Origin of the sequence: Pseudomonas sp. Lz4W, from assembly GCF_000346225.2 — a bacterium.
Lineage (GTDB): Bacteria > Pseudomonadota > Gammaproteobacteria > Pseudomonadales > Pseudomonadaceae > Aquipseudomonas > Aquipseudomonas paraversuta.
In genome coordinates this window covers 863,509-881,811 of the sequence record NZ_CP017432.1, presented here as the reverse complement: position 1 = coordinate 881,811, position 18,303 = coordinate 863,509, and the positions used below count along the sequence as shown (strand labels likewise).

15 protein-coding genes are annotated in these 18,303 nt (G+C 59.2%); 9 read left to right on the top strand and 6 right to left on the bottom strand.

The window, feature by feature from the left end; genetic code table 11:
- Positions 1-2: 2 nt before the first annotated feature.
- The 4 genes from cyoB to hmpA all read right to left on the bottom strand — a co-directional run bounded on the left by cyoB (position 3) and on the right by hmpA (position 5,648).
- Entirely contained in the window at positions 3-2,027 is a 2,025-nt protein-coding gene (gene cyoB, locus B195_RS04250; protein WP_003443538.1) for a cytochrome o ubiquinol oxidase subunit I, read from the bottom strand.
- A 3-nt stretch (positions 2,028-2,030) separates the two neighbouring features.
- Positions 2,031-2,969, bottom strand: coding sequence for a ubiquinol oxidase subunit II (gene cyoA, locus B195_RS04245; RefSeq protein ID WP_003443541.1), 939 nt, complete (start codon positions 2,967-2,969; stop codon positions 2,031-2,033).
- Positions 2,970-3,768: 799 nt separating this feature from the next.
- Complete coding sequence (locus B195_RS04235; RefSeq protein ID WP_003443547.1) at positions 3,769-4,278, bottom strand: disulfide bond formation protein B; 510 nt, start codon at positions 4,276-4,278, stop codon at positions 3,769-3,771.
- Positions 4,279-4,475: 197 nt separating this feature from the next.
- Positions 4,476-5,648: an NO-inducible flavohemoprotein gene (gene hmpA, locus B195_RS04230; protein ID WP_003443551.1), complete on the bottom strand. Its 1,173-nt coding sequence runs from the start codon at positions 5,646-5,648 to the stop codon at positions 4,476-4,478.
- Between the two features lie 152 nt (positions 5,649-5,800).
- Here hmpA and norR point away from each other — a divergent pair, with 152 nt between their 5' ends.
- From norR to B195_RS04215, 3 genes are all read left to right on the top strand, one after another.
- Positions 5,801-7,345, top strand: coding sequence for a nitric oxide reductase transcriptional regulator NorR (gene norR / locus B195_RS04225; RefSeq protein WP_003443553.1), 1,545 nt, complete (start codon positions 5,801-5,803; stop codon positions 7,343-7,345).
- Between the two features lie 93 nt (positions 7,346-7,438).
- Positions 7,439-8,338: a chemotaxis protein CheV gene (locus B195_RS04220; RefSeq protein WP_003443555.1), complete on the top strand. Its 900-nt coding sequence runs from the start codon at positions 7,439-7,441 to the stop codon at positions 8,336-8,338.
- A 5-nt stretch (positions 8,339-8,343) separates the two neighbouring features.
- On the top strand, positions 8,344-8,817 hold the full coding sequence (locus tag B195_RS04215) for a GNAT family N-acetyltransferase (RefSeq protein ID WP_003443557.1): 474 nt from the start codon (positions 8,344-8,346) through the stop codon (positions 8,815-8,817).
- A gap of 9 nt (positions 8,818-8,826) precedes the next feature.
- Here B195_RS04215 and B195_RS04210 read toward each other — a convergent pair whose 3' ends face one another.
- Both B195_RS04210 and B195_RS04205 read right to left on the bottom strand, forming a co-directional pair.
- Positions 8,827-9,072: a hypothetical protein gene (locus B195_RS04210; protein ID WP_029612219.1), complete on the bottom strand. Its 246-nt coding sequence runs from the start codon at positions 9,070-9,072 to the stop codon at positions 8,827-8,829.
- 85 nt (positions 9,073-9,157) lie between these two features.
- Positions 9,158-9,499, bottom strand: a complete 342-nt coding sequence (locus B195_RS04205; protein WP_003443561.1) for a hypothetical protein — start codon at positions 9,497-9,499, stop codon at positions 9,158-9,160.
- A 195-nt stretch (positions 9,500-9,694) separates the two neighbouring features.
- Between B195_RS04205 and B195_RS04200 the strand changes: the two genes are divergently transcribed.
- The 6 genes from B195_RS04200 (at position 9,695) to B195_RS04175 (ending at position 18,300) form a co-directional block, all read left to right on the top strand.
- Positions 9,695-10,849, top strand: a complete 1,155-nt coding sequence (locus B195_RS04200) for an efflux RND transporter periplasmic adaptor subunit (RefSeq protein ID WP_003443562.1) — start codon at positions 9,695-9,697, stop codon at positions 10,847-10,849.
- A complete protein-coding gene (locus B195_RS04195) occupies positions 10,846-13,941 on the top strand; it encodes a multidrug efflux RND transporter permease subunit (RefSeq protein ID WP_003443563.1) in 3,096 nt (1,031 codons plus the stop codon). The genes B195_RS04200 and B195_RS04195 overlap by 4 nt, the downstream gene beginning before the upstream one ends.
- An 8-nt stretch (positions 13,942-13,949) precedes the next feature.
- The gene (locus B195_RS04190; protein WP_003443564.1) at positions 13,950-14,624 is read left to right on the top strand and encodes a heavy metal response regulator transcription factor; all 675 of its coding nucleotides are present in this window, start codon (positions 13,950-13,952) and stop codon (positions 14,622-14,624) included.
- Positions 14,617-15,996, top strand: coding sequence for a heavy metal sensor histidine kinase (locus B195_RS04185; protein ID WP_003443565.1), 1,380 nt, complete (start codon positions 14,617-14,619; stop codon positions 15,994-15,996). Before B195_RS04190 ends, B195_RS04185 begins: the two co-directional genes overlap by 8 nt.
- Before the next feature lie 567 nt (positions 15,997-16,563).
- Entirely contained in the window at positions 16,564-16,788 is a 225-nt protein-coding gene (locus B195_RS04180; RefSeq protein ID WP_083912791.1) for a hypothetical protein, read from the top strand.
- A gap of 192 nt (positions 16,789-16,980) precedes the next feature.
- The gene (locus B195_RS04175) at positions 16,981-18,300 is read left to right on the top strand and encodes an OprD family porin (RefSeq protein ID WP_003443567.1); all 1,320 of its coding nucleotides are present in this window, start codon (positions 16,981-16,983) and stop codon (positions 18,298-18,300) included.
- Positions 18,301-18,303: the final 3 nt, after the last annotated feature.

Genomic DNA, 18,303 nt, shown 5'->3' with positions numbered 1-18,303 from the left:
GTTTAAGCCTGTTCCAACTTGGTTTCAACACGGGTAGCCGGGATTGCTTTGGCGGCTACCAGACGCTTGTGCTGCTCGGCCTCGATACGCTCGATGGTCTCAACCGGCACCATATAGCCCTGGTCGTCACGGGCAGCGTGGGCAACGAAGACCACGACAGTGCCAACCAGACCAACGATGGCCAACCACCAGATGTGCCAGATCATTGCGAAACCGAACACGGTCAGCAAAGCACCCATGTACACACCGGTAGCAGTGTTGTTAGGCATGTGGATCGGCGAGTACTTGGCCGGAGCCTGGTAAGCAGTGCCGTTTTCCTTGGCTTCGGTGAACGCATCGATAGTGTCAACGCGTGGCACGACAGCAAAGTTGTAGAAAGGAGGTGGCGACGAAGTCGACCATTCCAGGGTGTGGCCATTCCATGGATCGCCGTGTTCGCAGGCGTTCTGTGGCAGCTTGCGGTCACGCACGCTGACGTACAGCTGGATCAGCTGGCAAGCGATACCGATAGCGATCAGTACAGCGCCGAACAGAGCCACGTACAGGTAAGGCACCCACTCAGGGTTGGTGCTGGCGTTCAGACGACGGGTCATGCCCATGAAGCCCAGTGCATAGAGCGGCATGAACGCGACGAAGAAGCCCGAGATCCAGAACCAGAATGCTGCCTTGCCCCAGGATTCGTTCAACTTGAAGCCGAACGCTTTAGGGAAGTAGAAGCTGAAGCCTGCGATGTAGCCGAATACTGCGCCGCCGATGATCACGTTATGGAAGTGAGCAATTACGAACAGGCTGTTGTGCAGTACGAAGTCAGCACCCGGAATGGCCAGCAGTACGCCGGTCATGCCGCCGATGGCGAAGGTCACCATGAAGCCCAGGGTCCACAGAACCTGGCTGGTGAAACGCAGACGACCTTGATAGATGGTGAACAGCCAGTTGAATAGCTTCACCCCCGTCGGGATCGAAATCAGCATCGTCGCCAGGCCGAAGAAGGCGTTGACGCTGGCCCCCGAACCCATAGTGAAGAAGTGGTGCAGCCAGACCATGAAGCCCAGGATCGAGATCGCGCCGCTGGCGTAGACCATCGAGTGGTGACCGAACAGACGCTTGCCGGTGAAGGTCGAGATGACTTCAGAGAAGATCCCGAATGCCGGCAGAATGAGGATGTATACCTCAGGGTGACCCCACGCCCAGAACAGGTTGACGTACATCATCGGATTGCCACCAAGTTCACTGGTGAAAATGTGGAAATCCATGTAACGGTCAAGTGTCAGCAGTGCCAGGGTAGCGGTCAGGATCGGGAACGAAGCCACGATCAGGACGTTGGCCCAGGTGCAGGTCCAGGTGAAGATCGGCATGTCCATCAGCTTCATGCCAGGAGCACGCATTTTCAGCACGGTCGCCAGGAAGTTAACCCCGGTTAACGTCGTACCTAGCCCCGATAGCTGTAGCGCCCAGATGTAGTAGTCCATCCCCACGCCAGGGCTGTACTGCAGGCCCGACAGTGGCGGATAGGCAACCCAACCGGTTTTGGCGAACTCGCCGACGCCCAGCGACAGGTTGACCAGCACAACGCCGGACACCAGCAGCCAGAAGCTCAGGGAGTTAAGGAACGGATAGGCCACGTCACGCGCGCCGATCTGCAGCGGCACTGCAAGGTTCATCAGGCCGGTGAAGAATGGCATCGCCATGAAGATGATCATGATCACACCGTGAGCGGTGAAGATCTGGTCATAGTGTTCAGGCGGCAGGTAGCCAGGCGAACCCTCGGTGGCCATGGCCAGCTGGGTACGCATCATGATGGCGTCGGCAAAGCCGCGCAGAAGCATGATCATGGCGACGATGATGTACATCACGCCGATTTTCTTGTGGTCGACTGACGTTAGCCATTCGGTCCACAGGTAGGTCCACTTCTTGAAATAGGTGATTGCTGCAAACAGTGCCAGACCACCGAGCGCGATCATGGCAATAGTGACCATGACAATCGGCTCGTGGAACGGGACCGCTTCCCAACTTAATTTACCAAACATCGTTTACTCCTCTGCCCCGGCAGCTGAATTCGAACTCGTGTCCAACCCATCGGTCCCGGCCACTTCTTTCTTCTCGTGTTTCACCGGCTTGCCTGGATTCATACCTTCGTACTTGTCGACGATTTTCTGAAACAGGTTCGGGGTGAACGAGGAGTAGAGCTCAACGGGGTTGTTCTGACTTGGCTTGGACAGAGCTTCGTATTCAGCTTGTTCAAGCTGTTTAGGTGATGCTTTGACTTCACTTACCCAGGCATCAAAGTCAGCCTGAGAAGTCGCGATCGCTTTGAATTTCATGCCCGTGAAACCAGCGCCGCTGTAGTTGGCAGAAATGCCCTCCAGCTCAGCGTTGTGGTTGGCAATCAAGTGCAGCTTGGTGGTCATACCGGCCATGGCGTAGATCTGACCGCCCAGGCCTGGAATGAAGAACGAGTTCATGACCGTGTCGGAAGTGACGCGGAAGTTAACCGGAGTGTTAGCCGGGAACACGATCTTGTTGACAGTGGCGATACCCTGTTCCGGGTAGATGAACAGCCACTTCCAGTCCATTGCCACCACTTCGATGGTAATCGGCTTGACGTCAGATTCGAGCGGACGATATGGATCCAGCGCGTGGGTCGACTTGTAGGTCAGGATGCCCAGGGCGATGATGATCAGGATAGGTACAGTCCAGATCACGACTTCGATCTTGGTGGAGTGAGACCATTTTGGTGCGTAGGTCGCCTTGGTGTTCGACGCACGGTATTTCCAGGCGAAGATAAAAGTCATCGCAATGACCGGAACCACGACCAGAAGCATCAGCAGTGTTGCGGTGATGATCAGATTTTTCTCTTCGATCCCGACCTGCCCCACCGGATTGAGCAATGTCCAATTGCAACCTCCCAGCAGCAACGTGCCGAAAAGTGGCAATAAGCCAAGGAGTCTGGGGTACCTTTTTTTAGTCATCTCACGACCTCTAAAACAGCTTGCACAATGCAGTTGGTTTTTTTCGCCAACACTTCGCCCTGCCAAGGGTTGGCTCTTTTCCGGAATTGCATGTCGCCCTGCTCTATCACCATCAGGCAGATAGGCAAATTCCGGGTTAGCAGTGGTTTCTTATTCGATACGTGGTCAATGGCCTTGTTACAGACCAATTCCATTTGGTGCGGAACTTAGAAGGGTTGCCAGTACCTGGGAGTCGCATGGGACGCCTGTCATGAACTGCCCAGTCGCCCTTCAACTTCCCGCTTGGGCTCAGGGACGAGCAGGCTGGACGTTCAGTGCGGGCGATTGTAGTTAGGTAGCTCCCTATAAACCATGTCTCATCCAGAAATAATTCTTCTCGGCTACGGTAACAATCCCTACTTATTGTTACGCTGCGAGCCGGAAAACCTCCTTTGCGGCGGCATGTAGCACGTCATTGCCGCAGTCGATACGCGCCCCTTTTTAGCGCATGCCCCCATGACTGCCAACCCGCCTGAACGCCCAAATAAAAAGGGCTACAGGCGATTTTCATGGAGCCACCAAGGGACCTTTTCAAGCCCCCCCGCGCTCAGAAAATCGACGGTTGCCAGTTGTACCCGGCGCAGGGTTTTTTCAGCGCTGAATCAGTTCCGGCCACAGGCTGCGACCACTTATCCGTGACAATATGTCGCAGTGTCGCACCCCCTGTTTGCGGGGCTTCATCACAGGCTGTTGACATTTGAGCGGCGACAAAAAACGCCCCGCACTTCAAGACCGAAGTACGGGGCGGCGCAGGTTTAATTCAAACGGCCTTGTTGCGATTGCGATAAATCCCCAGGGGTACCAGAACCGCGGTCAGCACAAAGGCCACCAGCGCCCATTGCGCCAGGGACAGGCCCAGCACCGGCGGGTATGGCGTGGAGCAGAACCCGTCGACCTGAAAGCCCAGCGGGAAAATGCTCGCCAGGGGCAGGCCATCGACGATCGGTTGCAGCACATCAAGCCCGCAGCTCACCGCCGGGTTGGCCAGAATAAAGACGTGGCGTGCAGCAGCGACGATTCCGCCAATGGCACTGAGCACCACCAGCACTTCAAACACCGTCATGCTGCGCCGGGTGGGCATCGCCGCGCCAATAAAGGCAAAGATCGCGATCAGCAGCAACGCATAGCGTTGCAGGATGCACAGTGGGCAAGGGGCCTCACCGAGCACGATTTGCATGTACAGCGCGCCGCCGATCAGTGCCAGGCAGATCAGCCCCAACAAGACCAGAAAGCGCTTTTCCGGGCCCAATCGCATCATGTCTTCCGTCATCCCGCTTCCCTTAGCCTGAGTGTGTAAAACCCGCAGTTTACACCCAGACCTGCGGCCTGGAGGTATCTGAACGGAGCGGCGACGGTGGCGCAGGCAGATTAATCCAGTGTTAAACCCCCGCCCCACCCTGCCACCCTGCAGGAGCGAGCTGTTTCAAGAGCAAATGCTCGCTCCCGCAGATTTTCGCGATTCCAGGGTTATTGCAGGTCAGCTGCCGGGCCAAAGAACTCGTAGCGGCTTTGGCTCTGGGGCACGCCCAGGGCCTTGAGCTGACGTTTGACCGCGCCCATGAAACCTTTAGGCCCCAGGAAGTAGGCATCCACGTCGCGATCGGCAGGCAACCACTGGGCCAGCACGTCTTCGGTCAACAGGCCGACATGATCCGCCGCAGCATGCTGCTCGGCGTAACAGTAGAAGCGCTGCAACTGCGGGTGCTGCGCTGCCAGCTCGTCGACCCAGGTACGGAATGCATGCACATCGGCATTGCGCGCGCAGTGGATAAAGTGGATCGGGCGCCGGGTGGCCAGCGCGGCTTCCAGCATCGGCAGGGTCGGGGTAATACCCACGCCGCCACTGATCAATACCAGCGGTTTTTCGCTGTGGGTCAGGGTGAACTCGCCTGCCGGCGGGAACAGTTCCAGGGTGTCACCGACTTGCAGCCGGTCATGCAGGAAGTTCGAGACCACACCACCGGCCTCGCGTTTGACGCTGATGCGATAGCGTCCGACCCGGGCCAGGGCCGACAGTGAGTAGTTGCGACGCACTTCCTCACCATCGATGATCAGCTTGAGGCCTATGTACTGGCCGGGGGCGCAATCCAGAATCGCCTGTTGATCCACCGGACGGAAGTAGAACGAGGTGATTTCCGAACTCTCTTCAACCCGGGACACCAGCTTGAACTCACGCCCGCCTCTCCAGCCGCCGGGCGCAGCGGCCTTTTCGTCGTAAATTGCAGCCTCGGCACCGATCAGGATATCGGCCAGCTGGTTGTAGGCTGCGCCCCAGGCCGCCAGAACCTGGGCAGTAGCAATGTCGCTGCCCAGTACTTCTTCGATTGCCCGCAGCAGGCAGCTGCCGACGATCGGGTAATGCTCGGGGAGGATTTGCAGAGCAACATGCTTGTTGATGATGCGGGCCACCAGATCGCCCAGCTGGTCTAGCTGATCGATGTGCCGTGCATACATCAAAACCCCGGTGGCCAGCGCCCGCGGCTGGTCACCACTGGCCTGGTTGGCCTGATTGAACATCGAGCGGACTTCGGGATGTTCCGCGAGCATCATGCGGTAGAAGTGGGTGATCAAGGCCTCACCGCCGCTTTCAAGCAATGGCACGGTGGATTTGACGATGGCACGGTCCTGGGCAGTAAGCATAGGGTGACTCCTGAGTACATAGACTTGACTATTACCCTTTACTTATCAGTATTCGTGCCAAGTATAAAAACCTTTAAAATCAATAAGATAAAAACATTATTGTCATTTTGACTCACCCTGATTTAGAGTCATATCGACTAGATGAGGTCAAAATGACTGCAAAACCCTTACTCACTGCCCTGCTGCCGCTGGTGGCCGACCTGTCCCGGGATCTGCCAGACAGCGAACGCTTTCGCCGCCTGCTGCAAGCGCTGCGCGCCGTGTTGCCCTGCGACGCTGCGGCCCTGTTGCGGCTGGACGGCGAATGGCTGGTGCCGCTGGCCGTTGACGGCTTGAGTCTCGACACCCTGGGCCGACGTTTCCGAATCAGTGAACACCCGCGCTTTGAAGCGCTGCTCAGCAGTCCGGGGCCAACGCGCTTTCCCGGCAACTGCGAGCTGCCCGACCCCTATGACGGCCTGGTCGACGGACTGGCCGAGCACCTCGAAGTGCACGACTGCATGGGCTGCCCGCTGTTTGTCGAAGAGCGGCCGTGGGGGTTGCTGACCCTCGATGCACTTGACCCCAAGCGCTTCGAACCCATCGATCTGGACGACCTGCAAGCCTTTGCCAGCCTGGCCGCCGCCACGGTCAACGTGGCCCGGCGTATCGAGCGTCTGGCGTTACGGGTTGAAGACGAGCAGCAAAAAGCCGAGCTCTATCGACAGGCCCACGGCACCCCGAATAAAGAACTGATAGGGCAAAGCAAAGCCCACAAACACCTGCTCGAAGAAATCGCTCTGGTGGGCGGCAGCGATCTGACCGTGCTGATCACCGGTGAAACCGGGGTCGGCAAGGAGCTGGTGGCCCAGGCGATTCATGCCGCTTCGCCCCGGGCTGAAAAACCGCTGATCAGCCTCAATTGCGCCGCCCTGCCCGACACCCTGGTGGAGAGCGAGCTGTTCGGCCATGTGCGTGGTGCCTTTACCGGCGCAACCCATGATCGACGGGGCAAGTTCGAGCTGGCCAATGGTGGCACCCTGTTTCTGGATGAGGTGGGCGAGCTGTCCCTGACGGTGCAGGCCAAGCTGCTGCGGGTGCTGCAAAGCGGACAGTTGCAGCGCCTGGGCTCGGATCAGGAGCATCAGGTTGATGTGCGGCTGATCGCAGCCACCAACCGTGATCTTGCAGAAGAAGTGCGCGCCGGCCGTTACCGCGCCGACTTTTATCATCGCCTGAGCGTTTACCCGCTCAAGGTCCCCGCCCTGCGTGAGCGTGGCCGTGATGTGCTGCTGTTAAGCGGTTTTTTTCTGGAGCAGAACCGTTCACGTATGGGGCTTGGCAGCTTGCGTCTGAGCGCGGACGCCCAGGCCGCCCTGCTGCATTACGACTGGCCGGGCAACGTGCGCGAACTGGAGCACCTGATTGGTCGCAGCGCGCTCAAGGCCTTGGGCCGCTGCCATCCGCGGCCACGGATCCTGACATTGACCGCGGCCGATCTGCAGTTGCCCACAACCACTATTGTTCCGGCAATGGCCAAGCCTGAGGCCGTACCGGACGCCGTGGGTGACTTGCGCCTGGCCACCGAAAATTATCAGCGCCAGCTCATCAGTGCCTGCCTTGAACGCCATCAACATAACTGGGCCAGTGCGGCCCGGGAGCTGGGGCTGGACCGGGCCAACCTCGGGCGGATGGCCAGGCGGCTGGGGTTGAAATAAACGTAGTCGCTGACGAGGAACGGGGCTGCGGCGATTACAGAATTCCGGTTCCAGGTCGATAACCCTGTATCACTGCCCCTCCAGAAGGTTTTTATGTCATCGAACAACGCTCGCGCAGATTCACTTTCGCTTCTGCTGTTCACTTTGCGCAGCGGCAAGCTGATGGCAATCAATCTGCTGAAGGTCAGTGAAATCATTCCCTGCCCGGCGCTGACCAAAATGCCCGAGTCGCACCCCCACGTGAAAGGGGTGGCGGTATTGCGCGGCGCATCCCTGGCGGTGATCGACCTCAGTCGCGCCATCGGCGAACAACCGCTGCTTGATCCTGACGGCGGCTGCCTGATCGTCACCGACGTCAGTCGCTCCAAACAGGGGCTTCACGTACAGGCGGTAAGCAAAATCGTGCACTGCCTGAGCACCGACATTCGCCCGCCACCCTACGGTTCGGGCAAGCGCTCTTATATCACCGGGGTGACCCAGGTCGACGGGGCGCTGGTGCAGGTGCTGGATATCGAAAAAGTGATTCATGGCATCGCCCCCGCCCGGATCGAAGACCTCCCCGAGGCCCTCAGCCGCGAAGACAGCAAACTGCTGGCCGGGGCCCGGATTCTGGTGGTGGATGACAGTCAGGTCGCGCTGCAACAGTCGGTGATTACTTTGCGCAACCTGGGGCTGCATTGCCACACGGCCCGCAGCGCCAAGGAGGCCATCGAGCGACTTCTGGAGCTGCAGGGAACGCCGGAGCAAATCAATGTGCTGGTGTCAGACATCGAAATGTCCGAGATGGATGGCTATGCCTTCACCCGCACCGTGCGCGAAACCCCGGACTTTGCTCATCTTTATGTGCTGCTGCACACCTCGCTGAACAGTGCCATGAACAGCGAAAAAGCACGCCTGGCCGGAGCCAACGCAGTGCTGACCAAGTTCTCGTCGCCGGAGCTGACCCAGTGCCTGATCAAGGCCGCGCGCACGGTTGCCGAGCAGGGTTACTGAATTCAATGAGCGAGTATTGCCTGCTGTTGCGCAAAGACCTGAACCAGCCGCCGGAGCCTGTACAGTGGCCCCGGGGAGTAACTCTGGTGACGCTCAACGAAGCGCTGCTGCAACCCGCCCATGACTTGCTGGTACAGGGCTACGGGCAGGGCGAGGGCAGTGTCCCGTCGCTGCAAGAGTGGCAAGACTGCCTGCAGCATGACGCCGAATACGATGCGCAACTGTGCTTTGTGGTGCTGCTCGAAGGCGAGGTGGTGGCGGTTGCCCAGGCCTGGACCAGCGCCTACCTCAAGGATTTGGTGGTGCATCCCCGGCAGCAGGGCCGAGGATTGGGCGGCACGCTATTGCGCCATGTGTTTGCAGTGTTCCGGCAACGCAATGAAGCCTGGGTTGACCTTAAAGTCATGGAGCACAATCAGCGGGCCTTGCGCCTGTACCACAAACACGGCATGCGCCAGGTTCAACGGCTGGCACTGTAGAACCTGAAATCAGCGCTTGCCCATGGTGCGACGGGTACCGTGGGGTGGAGCGCCCGGGGTTTTATCGTGACCGCCCAGACCGCTTTTCTGGTAGTAGGCCTGACCTTCGGCCTTGGCCTTGGCAAACTCCGAAGGCTTGAACGGAAAGGTGAAGGCTGGAATGACCGGTTTTTTCGGGGTGTCGAGGCCGGTTTCGCTGTCAACCTGCTCAGTGCCCACGGCATCAGGAGCGGTCGTTGGTGTAGGAGTAGTCATGAAAGCTCCGTAATACGGGGGAAATGATCAGGCCGGGTGGCGCAAGACCGCGCAGTATACCTGCCTGACCTTCCCCGCGGAGCAATCAGCGGTAGGAAATAGTCACCACGCCTTTTTTCCCCGACGACAGGTTTGCGCCGGGGTTTGGCGGATTTTTCAGCTCGGTGAAAGACATGGAATACAGAGGCTCGCTGCCACGGCCTTTGCGCAAGGCCATATTCATGGCGATGACCACACCCGGCGCGACTTCAATCAGTTGGCCGGACTCGCCGTAGTCCACATTACTGGCCAGCCCCAGCTCGTAGGCCGGCTCGACAATAGCGCCATGGAACTGAATCTGGCCACTGCCGATCAGGGTCTGAGCCTGAGTCGGCTGACAAAGGAGGAAAATCGAGCAAGCTGCAAAACCCAACGCCAGGTTTTTCATAATGACCGCCCCTTGAATGGGAACGCGTAAGTGCTCCCTTTAAAGAACTATCGACGCCGGGGCGGTTTACTTGACCACCAGAACACTATTTTTATCTGCCTGTCGGTAATGTCAGTTTGCGGTCACTTTATTGACCCGGTTGACCGGCTATAACCTTAGCGTCCCCTAATTCCACGTACACGGCGTTTACCCGGCATGCGCACTCAAACAAAAAAAATCCTGCTGGGCATGCTTATGGTAGCCCTGATTGGTTGCGGCGCCTGGTGGGCGACTCGCCCGACCCCCGTTAAATCGACCGCCGGTGTGGCGGTTCCGGTCCGGGTGGTTCAGGTGGCCCGGCAAGATGTGCCGCACTATGTCAGCGGCATAGGCGCTGTGCTGTCGCTGCACAGTGTGATGATTCGTCCGCAAATCGACGGCATCCTCACCCAACTGCTGGTCAAGGAAGGCCAGACCGTCAAGGCCGGTGACCTGCTGGCAACCCTGGATGACCGCTCGATCCAGGCCAGCCTCGATCAGGCCAAGGCCCAATTGGGGCAAAACCAGGCCCAGCTGCAAGTCGCCCTGATCGACCTCAAACGCTATCAGTTGCTGAGTGTCGACAACGGCGTGTCCAAACAAACCCTCGACCAGCAACAGGCCCTGGTCAATCAGCTCAAAGCCACCGCACAAGGTAATCAGGCTTCGATTGCAGCGGCGCAGGTGCAATTGTCGTACACCCGGATTCACTCGCCGGTAAGCGGCAGAGTAGGGATTCGCGCTGTCGACCCGGGCAATTTCCTGCGGGTCAGTGATACCCAGGGGCTGTTTTCCGTCACCCAGATCGATCCGATTGCCGTGGAGTTCTCACTCCCCCAGCAGCTCCTGCCCACTTTGCATAAGTTGCTCGGCGCCAAAGACCCGGCCCTGGTCAAAGCCTTCCTTGGCGACTCAAGCCACAGCGGCACGGCACTGGGGGAAGGCCGGCTGAGCCTGATCGACAATCAGGTGTCGGCCAGCACCGGTACGATCAAGGTCAAAGCCCGGTTCGACAACCCCGAGCACAACCTGTGGCCCGGCCAGTTGGTTAATGTCGAGATTCAGACCGGTGTTTCGCAAAACGCACTGGTGGTACCGCCCCAGGTGGTGCAGCGCGGCCTGGATAATTATTTTGTGTATCGCATCGTGGGCGACAAGGTCGAAACCGTGCCGGTACAGATGCTGTATCAGGACAGCGGACTCAACATCATCAGCGGCGTCAACCCGGGGGACACCCTGGTCAGCGATGGTCAGTCGCGTCTCAAACCGGGATCACGGGTTGAAGTCTTGAGCGAGCCAGCGCTGACCAGCGCTCAAGCGGTGCAACCATGAATAACGGTCGTTCACTGTCAGCCTGGTGTGTCGATCACCCGATCGCCACGGTGTTGCTGACCTTTGCCCTGGTGCTGCTGGGGCTGATCGCCTTCCCGCGGCTGCCCGTCGCCCCCTTGCCCGAAGCGGAGTTCCCGACCATTCAAGTGTCGGCGCAACTGCCCGGCGCCAGCCCCGACACCATGGCATCGTCGGTGGCCACACCGCTGGAGGTGCAATTCAGCGCCATCCCCGGCATGACCCAAATGACCTCCAGCAGCGCGTTGGGCTCCACTACCCTGACCTTGCAGTTCACCCTCGATAAAAGCATCGATACCGCTGCCCAGGAGGTACAGGCGGCAATCAATACCGCGTCCGGCAAATTGCCCAAAGACATGCCCACTCTGCCGACCTGGAGGAAGGTCAACCCGGCGGACAGCCCGGTATTGATTCTGAGCATCAGCTCGATGCAGATGCCCGGCACCGAACTCAGCGATTACGTCGAAACCCTGCTGGCACGCCAGATCAGCCAGATCGACGGTGTAGGCCTGATCAATATCACCGGCCAGCAACGTCCGGCGATCCGGGTCCAGGCCTCAGCCGACAAGCTGGCGGCCATCGGCCTGACCCTGGCCGATATCCGCCTGGCGATTCAGCAAACCAGCCTCAACCTGGCCAAAGGTGCGCTGTACGGCCCCTCGAGCATTTCCACCCTGTCGACCAACGACCAGTTGTTCGATGCCGACGAGTACGGCCAGCTGATCGTCTCGTACAAGGACGGCGCCCCGGTGCAGTTGCGCGACGTGGCGCGGGTGATCAACGGCTCCGAGAACGACTACGTGCAGGCATGGTCTGGGCATCAGCCGGGGCTGAACCTGGTGATCTCGCGCCAGCCGGGGGCCAATATTGTTGAAACGGTGGACCGCATCCAGGCCGCCCTCCCCGCCCTGCAGGCCATGCTCCCGGCTTCGGTGCAAGTCACGGTCCTCAGCGACCGGACCAAAACCATTCGGGCCTCGCTGCACGAAGTGGAAATTACCCTGCTGATTGCGGTGCTGCTGGTGATCGCAGTGATGGCGCTGTTTTTGCGCCAGTGGTCGGCAACCCTGATCGTTTCGGCGGTACTGGGGGTGTCGCTGATTGCCAGTTTTGCCCTGATGTATGTGCTCGGCTTCAGCCTCAACAACCTGACGCTGGTGGCGATTGTGGTGGCCGTGGGGTTTGTGGTCGACGATGCGATTGTGGTGGTGGAGAACATCCACCGTCATCTCGAAGCGGGCCAGAGCATGCGCGATGCGGCGATCAAGGGCTCCAGCGAGATTGGCTTCACCGTGGTCTCGATCAGCCTGTCGCTGGTGGCCGCCTTTATTCCGCTGCTGTTCATGGGCGGAGTGGTGGGTCGGCTGTTCAAGGAGTTCGCCCTGACCGCGACCTCGACCATTTTGATTTCGGTGCTGGTATCCCTGACCCTGGCGCCCACCCTGGCGGCGCTGTTCATGCGCTCGCCAGTGCACCACGCCGATGCCCGCCCCGGTTTTGGTGAACGCCTGCTGGCGCTGTATGACAAGGGCCTGAAGCGGGCACTGGCCCACCAACGGCTGATGCTGGGGGTTTTCGCGGTGACGCTGGCGATGGCCATTGCCGGCTACGTGCTGATCCCCAAGGGCTTCTTCCCGGTGCAAGACACAGGTTTCGTGCTGGGTACCAGCGAAGCGGCGTCGGATATTTCATTTGCCGACATGCGCAAAAAACATCTGCAACTGGCCAACATCATCAGTGCCGACCCGGCGGTGCAGGCGTTCTCCCATTCGGTGGGGGTGACCGGCAGCAACCAGACTATCGCCAACGGTCGCTTCTGGATTGCCCTCAAGGACCGTAGCGACCGCGATGTGTCGGCCAGTGAATTTATCGACCGGATTCGCCCGCAGCTGGCCAAAGTCCCGGGCATCGTCCTGTACCTGCGCGCCGGCCAGGACATCAACCTCAGCTCGGGCCCCAGCCGCAGCCAGTATCAGTACGTGCTCAAGAGCAATGACGGGCCAACGCTCAATACCTGGACCCAGCGTCTGACCGAAAAACTGCGCACCAATCCGGCATTCCGCGACCTGTCCAACGATCTGCAACTGGGCGGCAGCATCACCCATATCAGCATCGACCGGAACGCCGCCGCCCGCTTCGGCCTGACCGCCACCGATGTCGACGAAGCCCTGTATGACGCCTTTGGTCAGCGTCAGGTCAATGAGTTCCAGACCGAGACCAACCAGTACAACGTGATTCTGGAGGTCGACGCGCAGCAGCGTGGCAAGGCCGAAAGCCTGAATTATTTCTACCTGCGCTCGCCGCTGACGGGCGAGATGGTGCCGCTGTCGGCCGTGGCCAAAGTCGATGCGCCAGTCAGTGGTCCGCTGTCGATCAGCCATGACGGCATGTTCCCGGCGGCCAACCTGTCATTCAACCTTGCCCCCGGCGTAGCCCTGGGCGATGCCGTACTGATGCTCAATCAGGCGAAAAATGAAATCGGCATGCCAAGCACCATCAGCGGCAACTTCCAGGGCGCGGCGCAAGCCTTCCAGAGCTCGCTGGCCAGCCAGCCGTGGCTGATTCTGGCGGCGCTGGTGGCGGTCTACATCATTCTCGGGGTGCTGTACGAAAGCTTCGTGCATCCGCTGACAATCATTTCCACCCTGCCCTCCGCAGGCCTGGGGGCGCTGGTGATGCTATGGATCTGCGGCCAGGACTTTTCGATCATGGCGCTGATCGGGCTGGTACTGCTGATCGGCATCGTCAAGAAAAACGGCATCCTGATGATCGACTTCGCCCTCGACGCACAACGCACTCGCGGGCTAAGCCCGGAAGAGGCGATCTATGAAGCCTGCCTGACGCGGTTCCGGCCGATCATCATGACCACCCTCGCCGCCTTGCTCGGCGCCCTGCCGCTGATGCTCGGCTATGGCACCGGTGCCGAACTGCGCCAGCCGCTGGGGATCGCCGTGGTCGGCGGGTTGCTGGTGAGCCAGGCGCTGACGCTGTTCACCACGCCGGTCATATACTTGTGGCTGGAACGACTGTTCCAGCGTTCCAAACCCGTCAGCTTGCTGGCGACGAATCACTGAGGCGGGTTATGCGAGTCCTGATAATTGAAGATGAAGAAAAAACCGCCGATTACCTGCATCGCGGCCTGACCGAGCAAGGCTACACGGTGGATGTTGCGCGGGAGGGGATCGAGGGTTTGCACCTGGCGCTGGAGAGCGATTACGCCGTGATCGTGCTCGATGTGATGCTGCCCGGCCTGGATGGCTTCGGCGTGCTGCGGGCACTGCGCGCGCGCAAGCAGACGCCGGTGATCATGCTGACGGCCCGCGAGCGGGTCGAAGACCGGATTCGCGGCTTGCGCGAAGGCGCCGACGATTATCTGGGCAAGCCGTTTTCATTTCTGGAACTGGTAGCCCGTCTGCAGGCCCTGACCCGGCGCAGCGGCGGCCACGAACCGGTGCAGGTAACGGTCGACGACCTGTGGATAGATTTGATCAGCCGCAAGGCTACCCGCGCCGGCAGCCGCCTGGACCTGACCGCCAAGGAGTTCTCGCTGCTCAGCGTACTGGCGCGGCGTCAGGGGGAGATTCTGTCCAAAACCTCCATCGCCGAAATGGTCTGGGACATTAACTTCGACAGCGACGCCAACGTGGTCGAAGTCGCGATCAAACGCCTGCGCGCCAAGCTCGACGGCCCCTTTGAGCACAAGCTGCTGCACACCATTCGCGGCATGGGATACGTACTGGAGCGGCGCAGTGTTTAAGCGGCCCGGTCGCCTGAACTCCATCGCCCTGCGCTTGAGCGCGATGTTCACCCTGGTGGCGCTGCTGGTGTTCGTGCTGATCGGCTGGGCGCTGTACCAGCAGGTCGACAAGGGTATCGGCCGTCTGCCCGAGGCCGAACTGGATGCGCGCTTCAGCGTGCTTGAGTCCTCGATCAATCGCTATGGAACCCCCGAGCACTGGGCCAAGATCAGCGCCAAACTCAAGCTGCTCAGTGAAGAAGACAAGCGCCTGCGGTTTTGGGCCATCAGTGGCGACCCGGAGTATGAGTACGGCAATCCCGAGGCGCCGGTACGTGAGTTTGCCAGGGGCCCGACCGGGATCCGCGACCTGTATCTGCCCGGCCAGACCTACCCGCTCAAGGTGTTGATCAGCCAGATCCCGGCCAAGGAACAACGACCGGCCCTGCGCTTCCTGACCGCCATCGATACCGAAACCTTCCGCCAGACCCAGCACCACTTGCTGGTGGCGTTGATCAGCCTGGCATCTATTGGTGTGGTCCTGGCCTCACTGCTGGGTTACTGGGTGGCCAGAATCGGCCTTAAGCCCTTGATCAAGCTCTCTGAAGAAGCGCTGAAACTGGCCCCGCCACGCCTGTCCGGGCGCTTGCACTTGTCGCCACTGCCGCCGGAACTGGATCAACTGGTGAGCGCTTTCAATTCAACCCTGGAGCGGGTCGAGCAGGCTTATACGCGACTGGAGTCGTTCAATGCCGACGTGGCCCATGAACTGCGTTCGCCGCTGACCAATCTGATTGGCCAGACTCAGGTGGCGCTGACCCGGGGGCGCTCTGCCGAACACTACTTTGAGGTGCTGCAGTCCAACCTGGAGGAGCTGGAGCGCTTGCGCAGCATCATCAACGACATGCTGTTTCTGGCCAGCGCCGATCAAGGCAGCAAGGCCAGCAAGCTGACCCGTGCCTCACTGGCGGATGAAGTGGCGACGACCCTGGAGTATCTGGAGTTCATTCTTGAAGACGCACGGGTCGAGGTGCAGGTCAACGGCGATGCCCAGGTCAATATCGAAAAGCCCCACCTGCGCCGGGCGTTGATCAACTTGCTGAGCAATGCCGTACAGCACACCGAAGCCGGGCAACGGATTGAGGTGCAGATCGATCAAAGCGCCGGGGGCGTGACCATCGGCATCAGCAACCCGGGCGAGCCAATTGCCGACGAGCACCTGCCGCGGCTGTTCGAGCGTTTTTATCGCGTGGATGCCTCGCGTCACAACAGCGGAGCCAATCATGGTCTGGGGCTGGCCATCGTCAAAGCCATTGCGCAGATGCATGGCGGGGATGTCTTTGTGCGCAGCGCCGAAGGGCGCAATACCTTTGGCCTGTTTTTACCGGCTTGAGGCCCGGGCCTGTTGTGGGAGCCAGTCTGCTGGGGATACAGGCACATGGGTGTCACTGACTTGATGCCATCGCTGGCAAGCCAGCTCCTACAAGACTCAGGCACCTCGGTGTCACTGACTTGATCCCATCGCTGGCAAGCCAGCTCCCACAAGACTCAGCAGAGGCCTGTTGTAGGAGCCAGCTTGCTGGCGATACAGGCACATCGGTGTCACTGACTTGATGCCATCGCTGGCAAGCCAGCTCCTACAAGACTCAGCAGCCCCTTAGCTCTCACATGACTCAGCAGTGCCTGAATACAGGCACATTGGTGTCACTGACTTGATCCCATCGCTGGCAAGCCAGCTCCTACAAGACTCAGCAGCCTCTTAGCTCTCACAAGACTCAGCAGCCCCTTGCTCCCACAAGACTCAGCAGTGCCTGAACACTCAATGTGCCTACCCGGCACCTCCCCGGGTTTGTTACCCCAAACGCAAAAGTCCTTGTATGAAACAGGGCTTTTTCACTGGTCAGGATCGCTATAAATTGCTGACACCACACAGAACTTGCTCAGCAAGAAGGTCTTTGAAATGTCCAGCAGTATGGGTATGGCCAGCGTTTTCGTTTTGTCGTCTTTGTTGTTGTCGCCTATGGCCATGGCGGAAGAGTCACCCGCGTTTGTCGCACAAAATGCAGCCCGCGCAGCTTCTTTTGATCAGGCTCGAACAGAGTTGGCAACACGTCCCGACAACGACGCCAAGCCCCAGCAAACACAGGCAAAACACAGCATTTCTGATGAGTCTGAAGACAGCTGAACAGACACCTGAAAACTTCCCGACCCAGTTGGTCACTCGTTACAGATGTGACTAACTGTTTCAAAAGCCGCTATCATAGCGGCTTTTTTTTGGTCTTTAATTAAGGCGCCTGCTCCTTTGGCGCCCTATGCCGGGCACCGGATTCATCGAGAATTACAACAATTTTCAGCACTAAAAAGGAGCTCAAAACCGGTGAAGCATTCACTCAAACTCAGTCCTTTATTCATTGCCCTGGCTGCAACGATCCCCGCTTTCGCCCACGCAGACGACGAAGCGTCCAAAGACGGTTTTATTGAAGGCTCGAGCCTCAAGATTCATACCCGCAACTATTACATGAACCACGATATCCGTAGCCCCCATGCCGATGACAGCAAGGAATGGGGTCAGGGCTTTGTGGGGAAATTTGAGTCGGGCTTCACCCAGGGTGTAGTCGGCTTTGGCCTGGATGCCTACGGCATGCTCGGCCTGAAACTGGACGGCGGTGGCGGCACCGATGGCAGCAGCATCCTGCCGGTCAGTGATGGCAATGGCAAAGCGCCTACTGCCTTTTCATCAGCCGGTGCAGCGCTGAAAATGCGCGCCTTTGATACCGAGCTCAAAGCCGGTGATCTGTTCTTGACCAACCCGGTCATCGCCGGCGGCGAAACCCGCATGCTGCCCCAGACCTTCCGTGGCGTCAGCCTGACCAACCACAGTTTCGACGGCTGGATGTTCGAGGGCGGCCAGGCCAGCTTCAACAAACCCTACAACCAGAGCGGTATGCGTCGCCTGACGACCACCTACGGCAACCTTGACGACCAGACCAGCAAACACCTGACCTGGGCCGGCGCGTCGTGGAGCGCCATTCCCGAGATCACCAGCAACCTGTATGCCGCCCAGCTCAAGGATGTGTGGGATCAGTACTACTACGATCTGGATTACACCTACGCCCTGTCTGACAGCATCAGCCTGAACCCGGGGCTGCATTACTATCACACCCGCGACAGCGGCAAAGCACTGCTGGGGGATATCAACAACAACACCTTCAGCCTGCACCTTGCGCTTGCCATGGCCGGCCACAAGTTCACCACCGTGCTGCAAAAGGTCAATGGCAACACGCCGTTTGACTACATCAATCAGGGCGACAGCGTTTACCTCGACAACTCGCAGCAATATTCGGACTTCAACGGGCCTAACGAGCGCTCCTGGAAGCTGCAATATGAATACGACTTTGCCGGTCTGGGTATCGCCGGTCTGACTTCCAGCATCTCGTATTCGCGCGGCGAACTGGACCTGACCAAGGCGAGCACCAACAGTATCGGTTACGGTAACTGGTACAACCCCCAGGGCAAGAATGCCCATCACTGGGAGCGCGACATGGCTCTGAAGTATGTGGTTCAGGATGGCAAGGCCAAGGATCTGGCGGTTAGCCTGCGCTGGGCAACCAACCGCGGCAACGATGCCTACCGGACGGTGGACAACGATGTAGACGAATACCGCGTGATCATCGACTATCCTATCGATGTGTTCTAAACA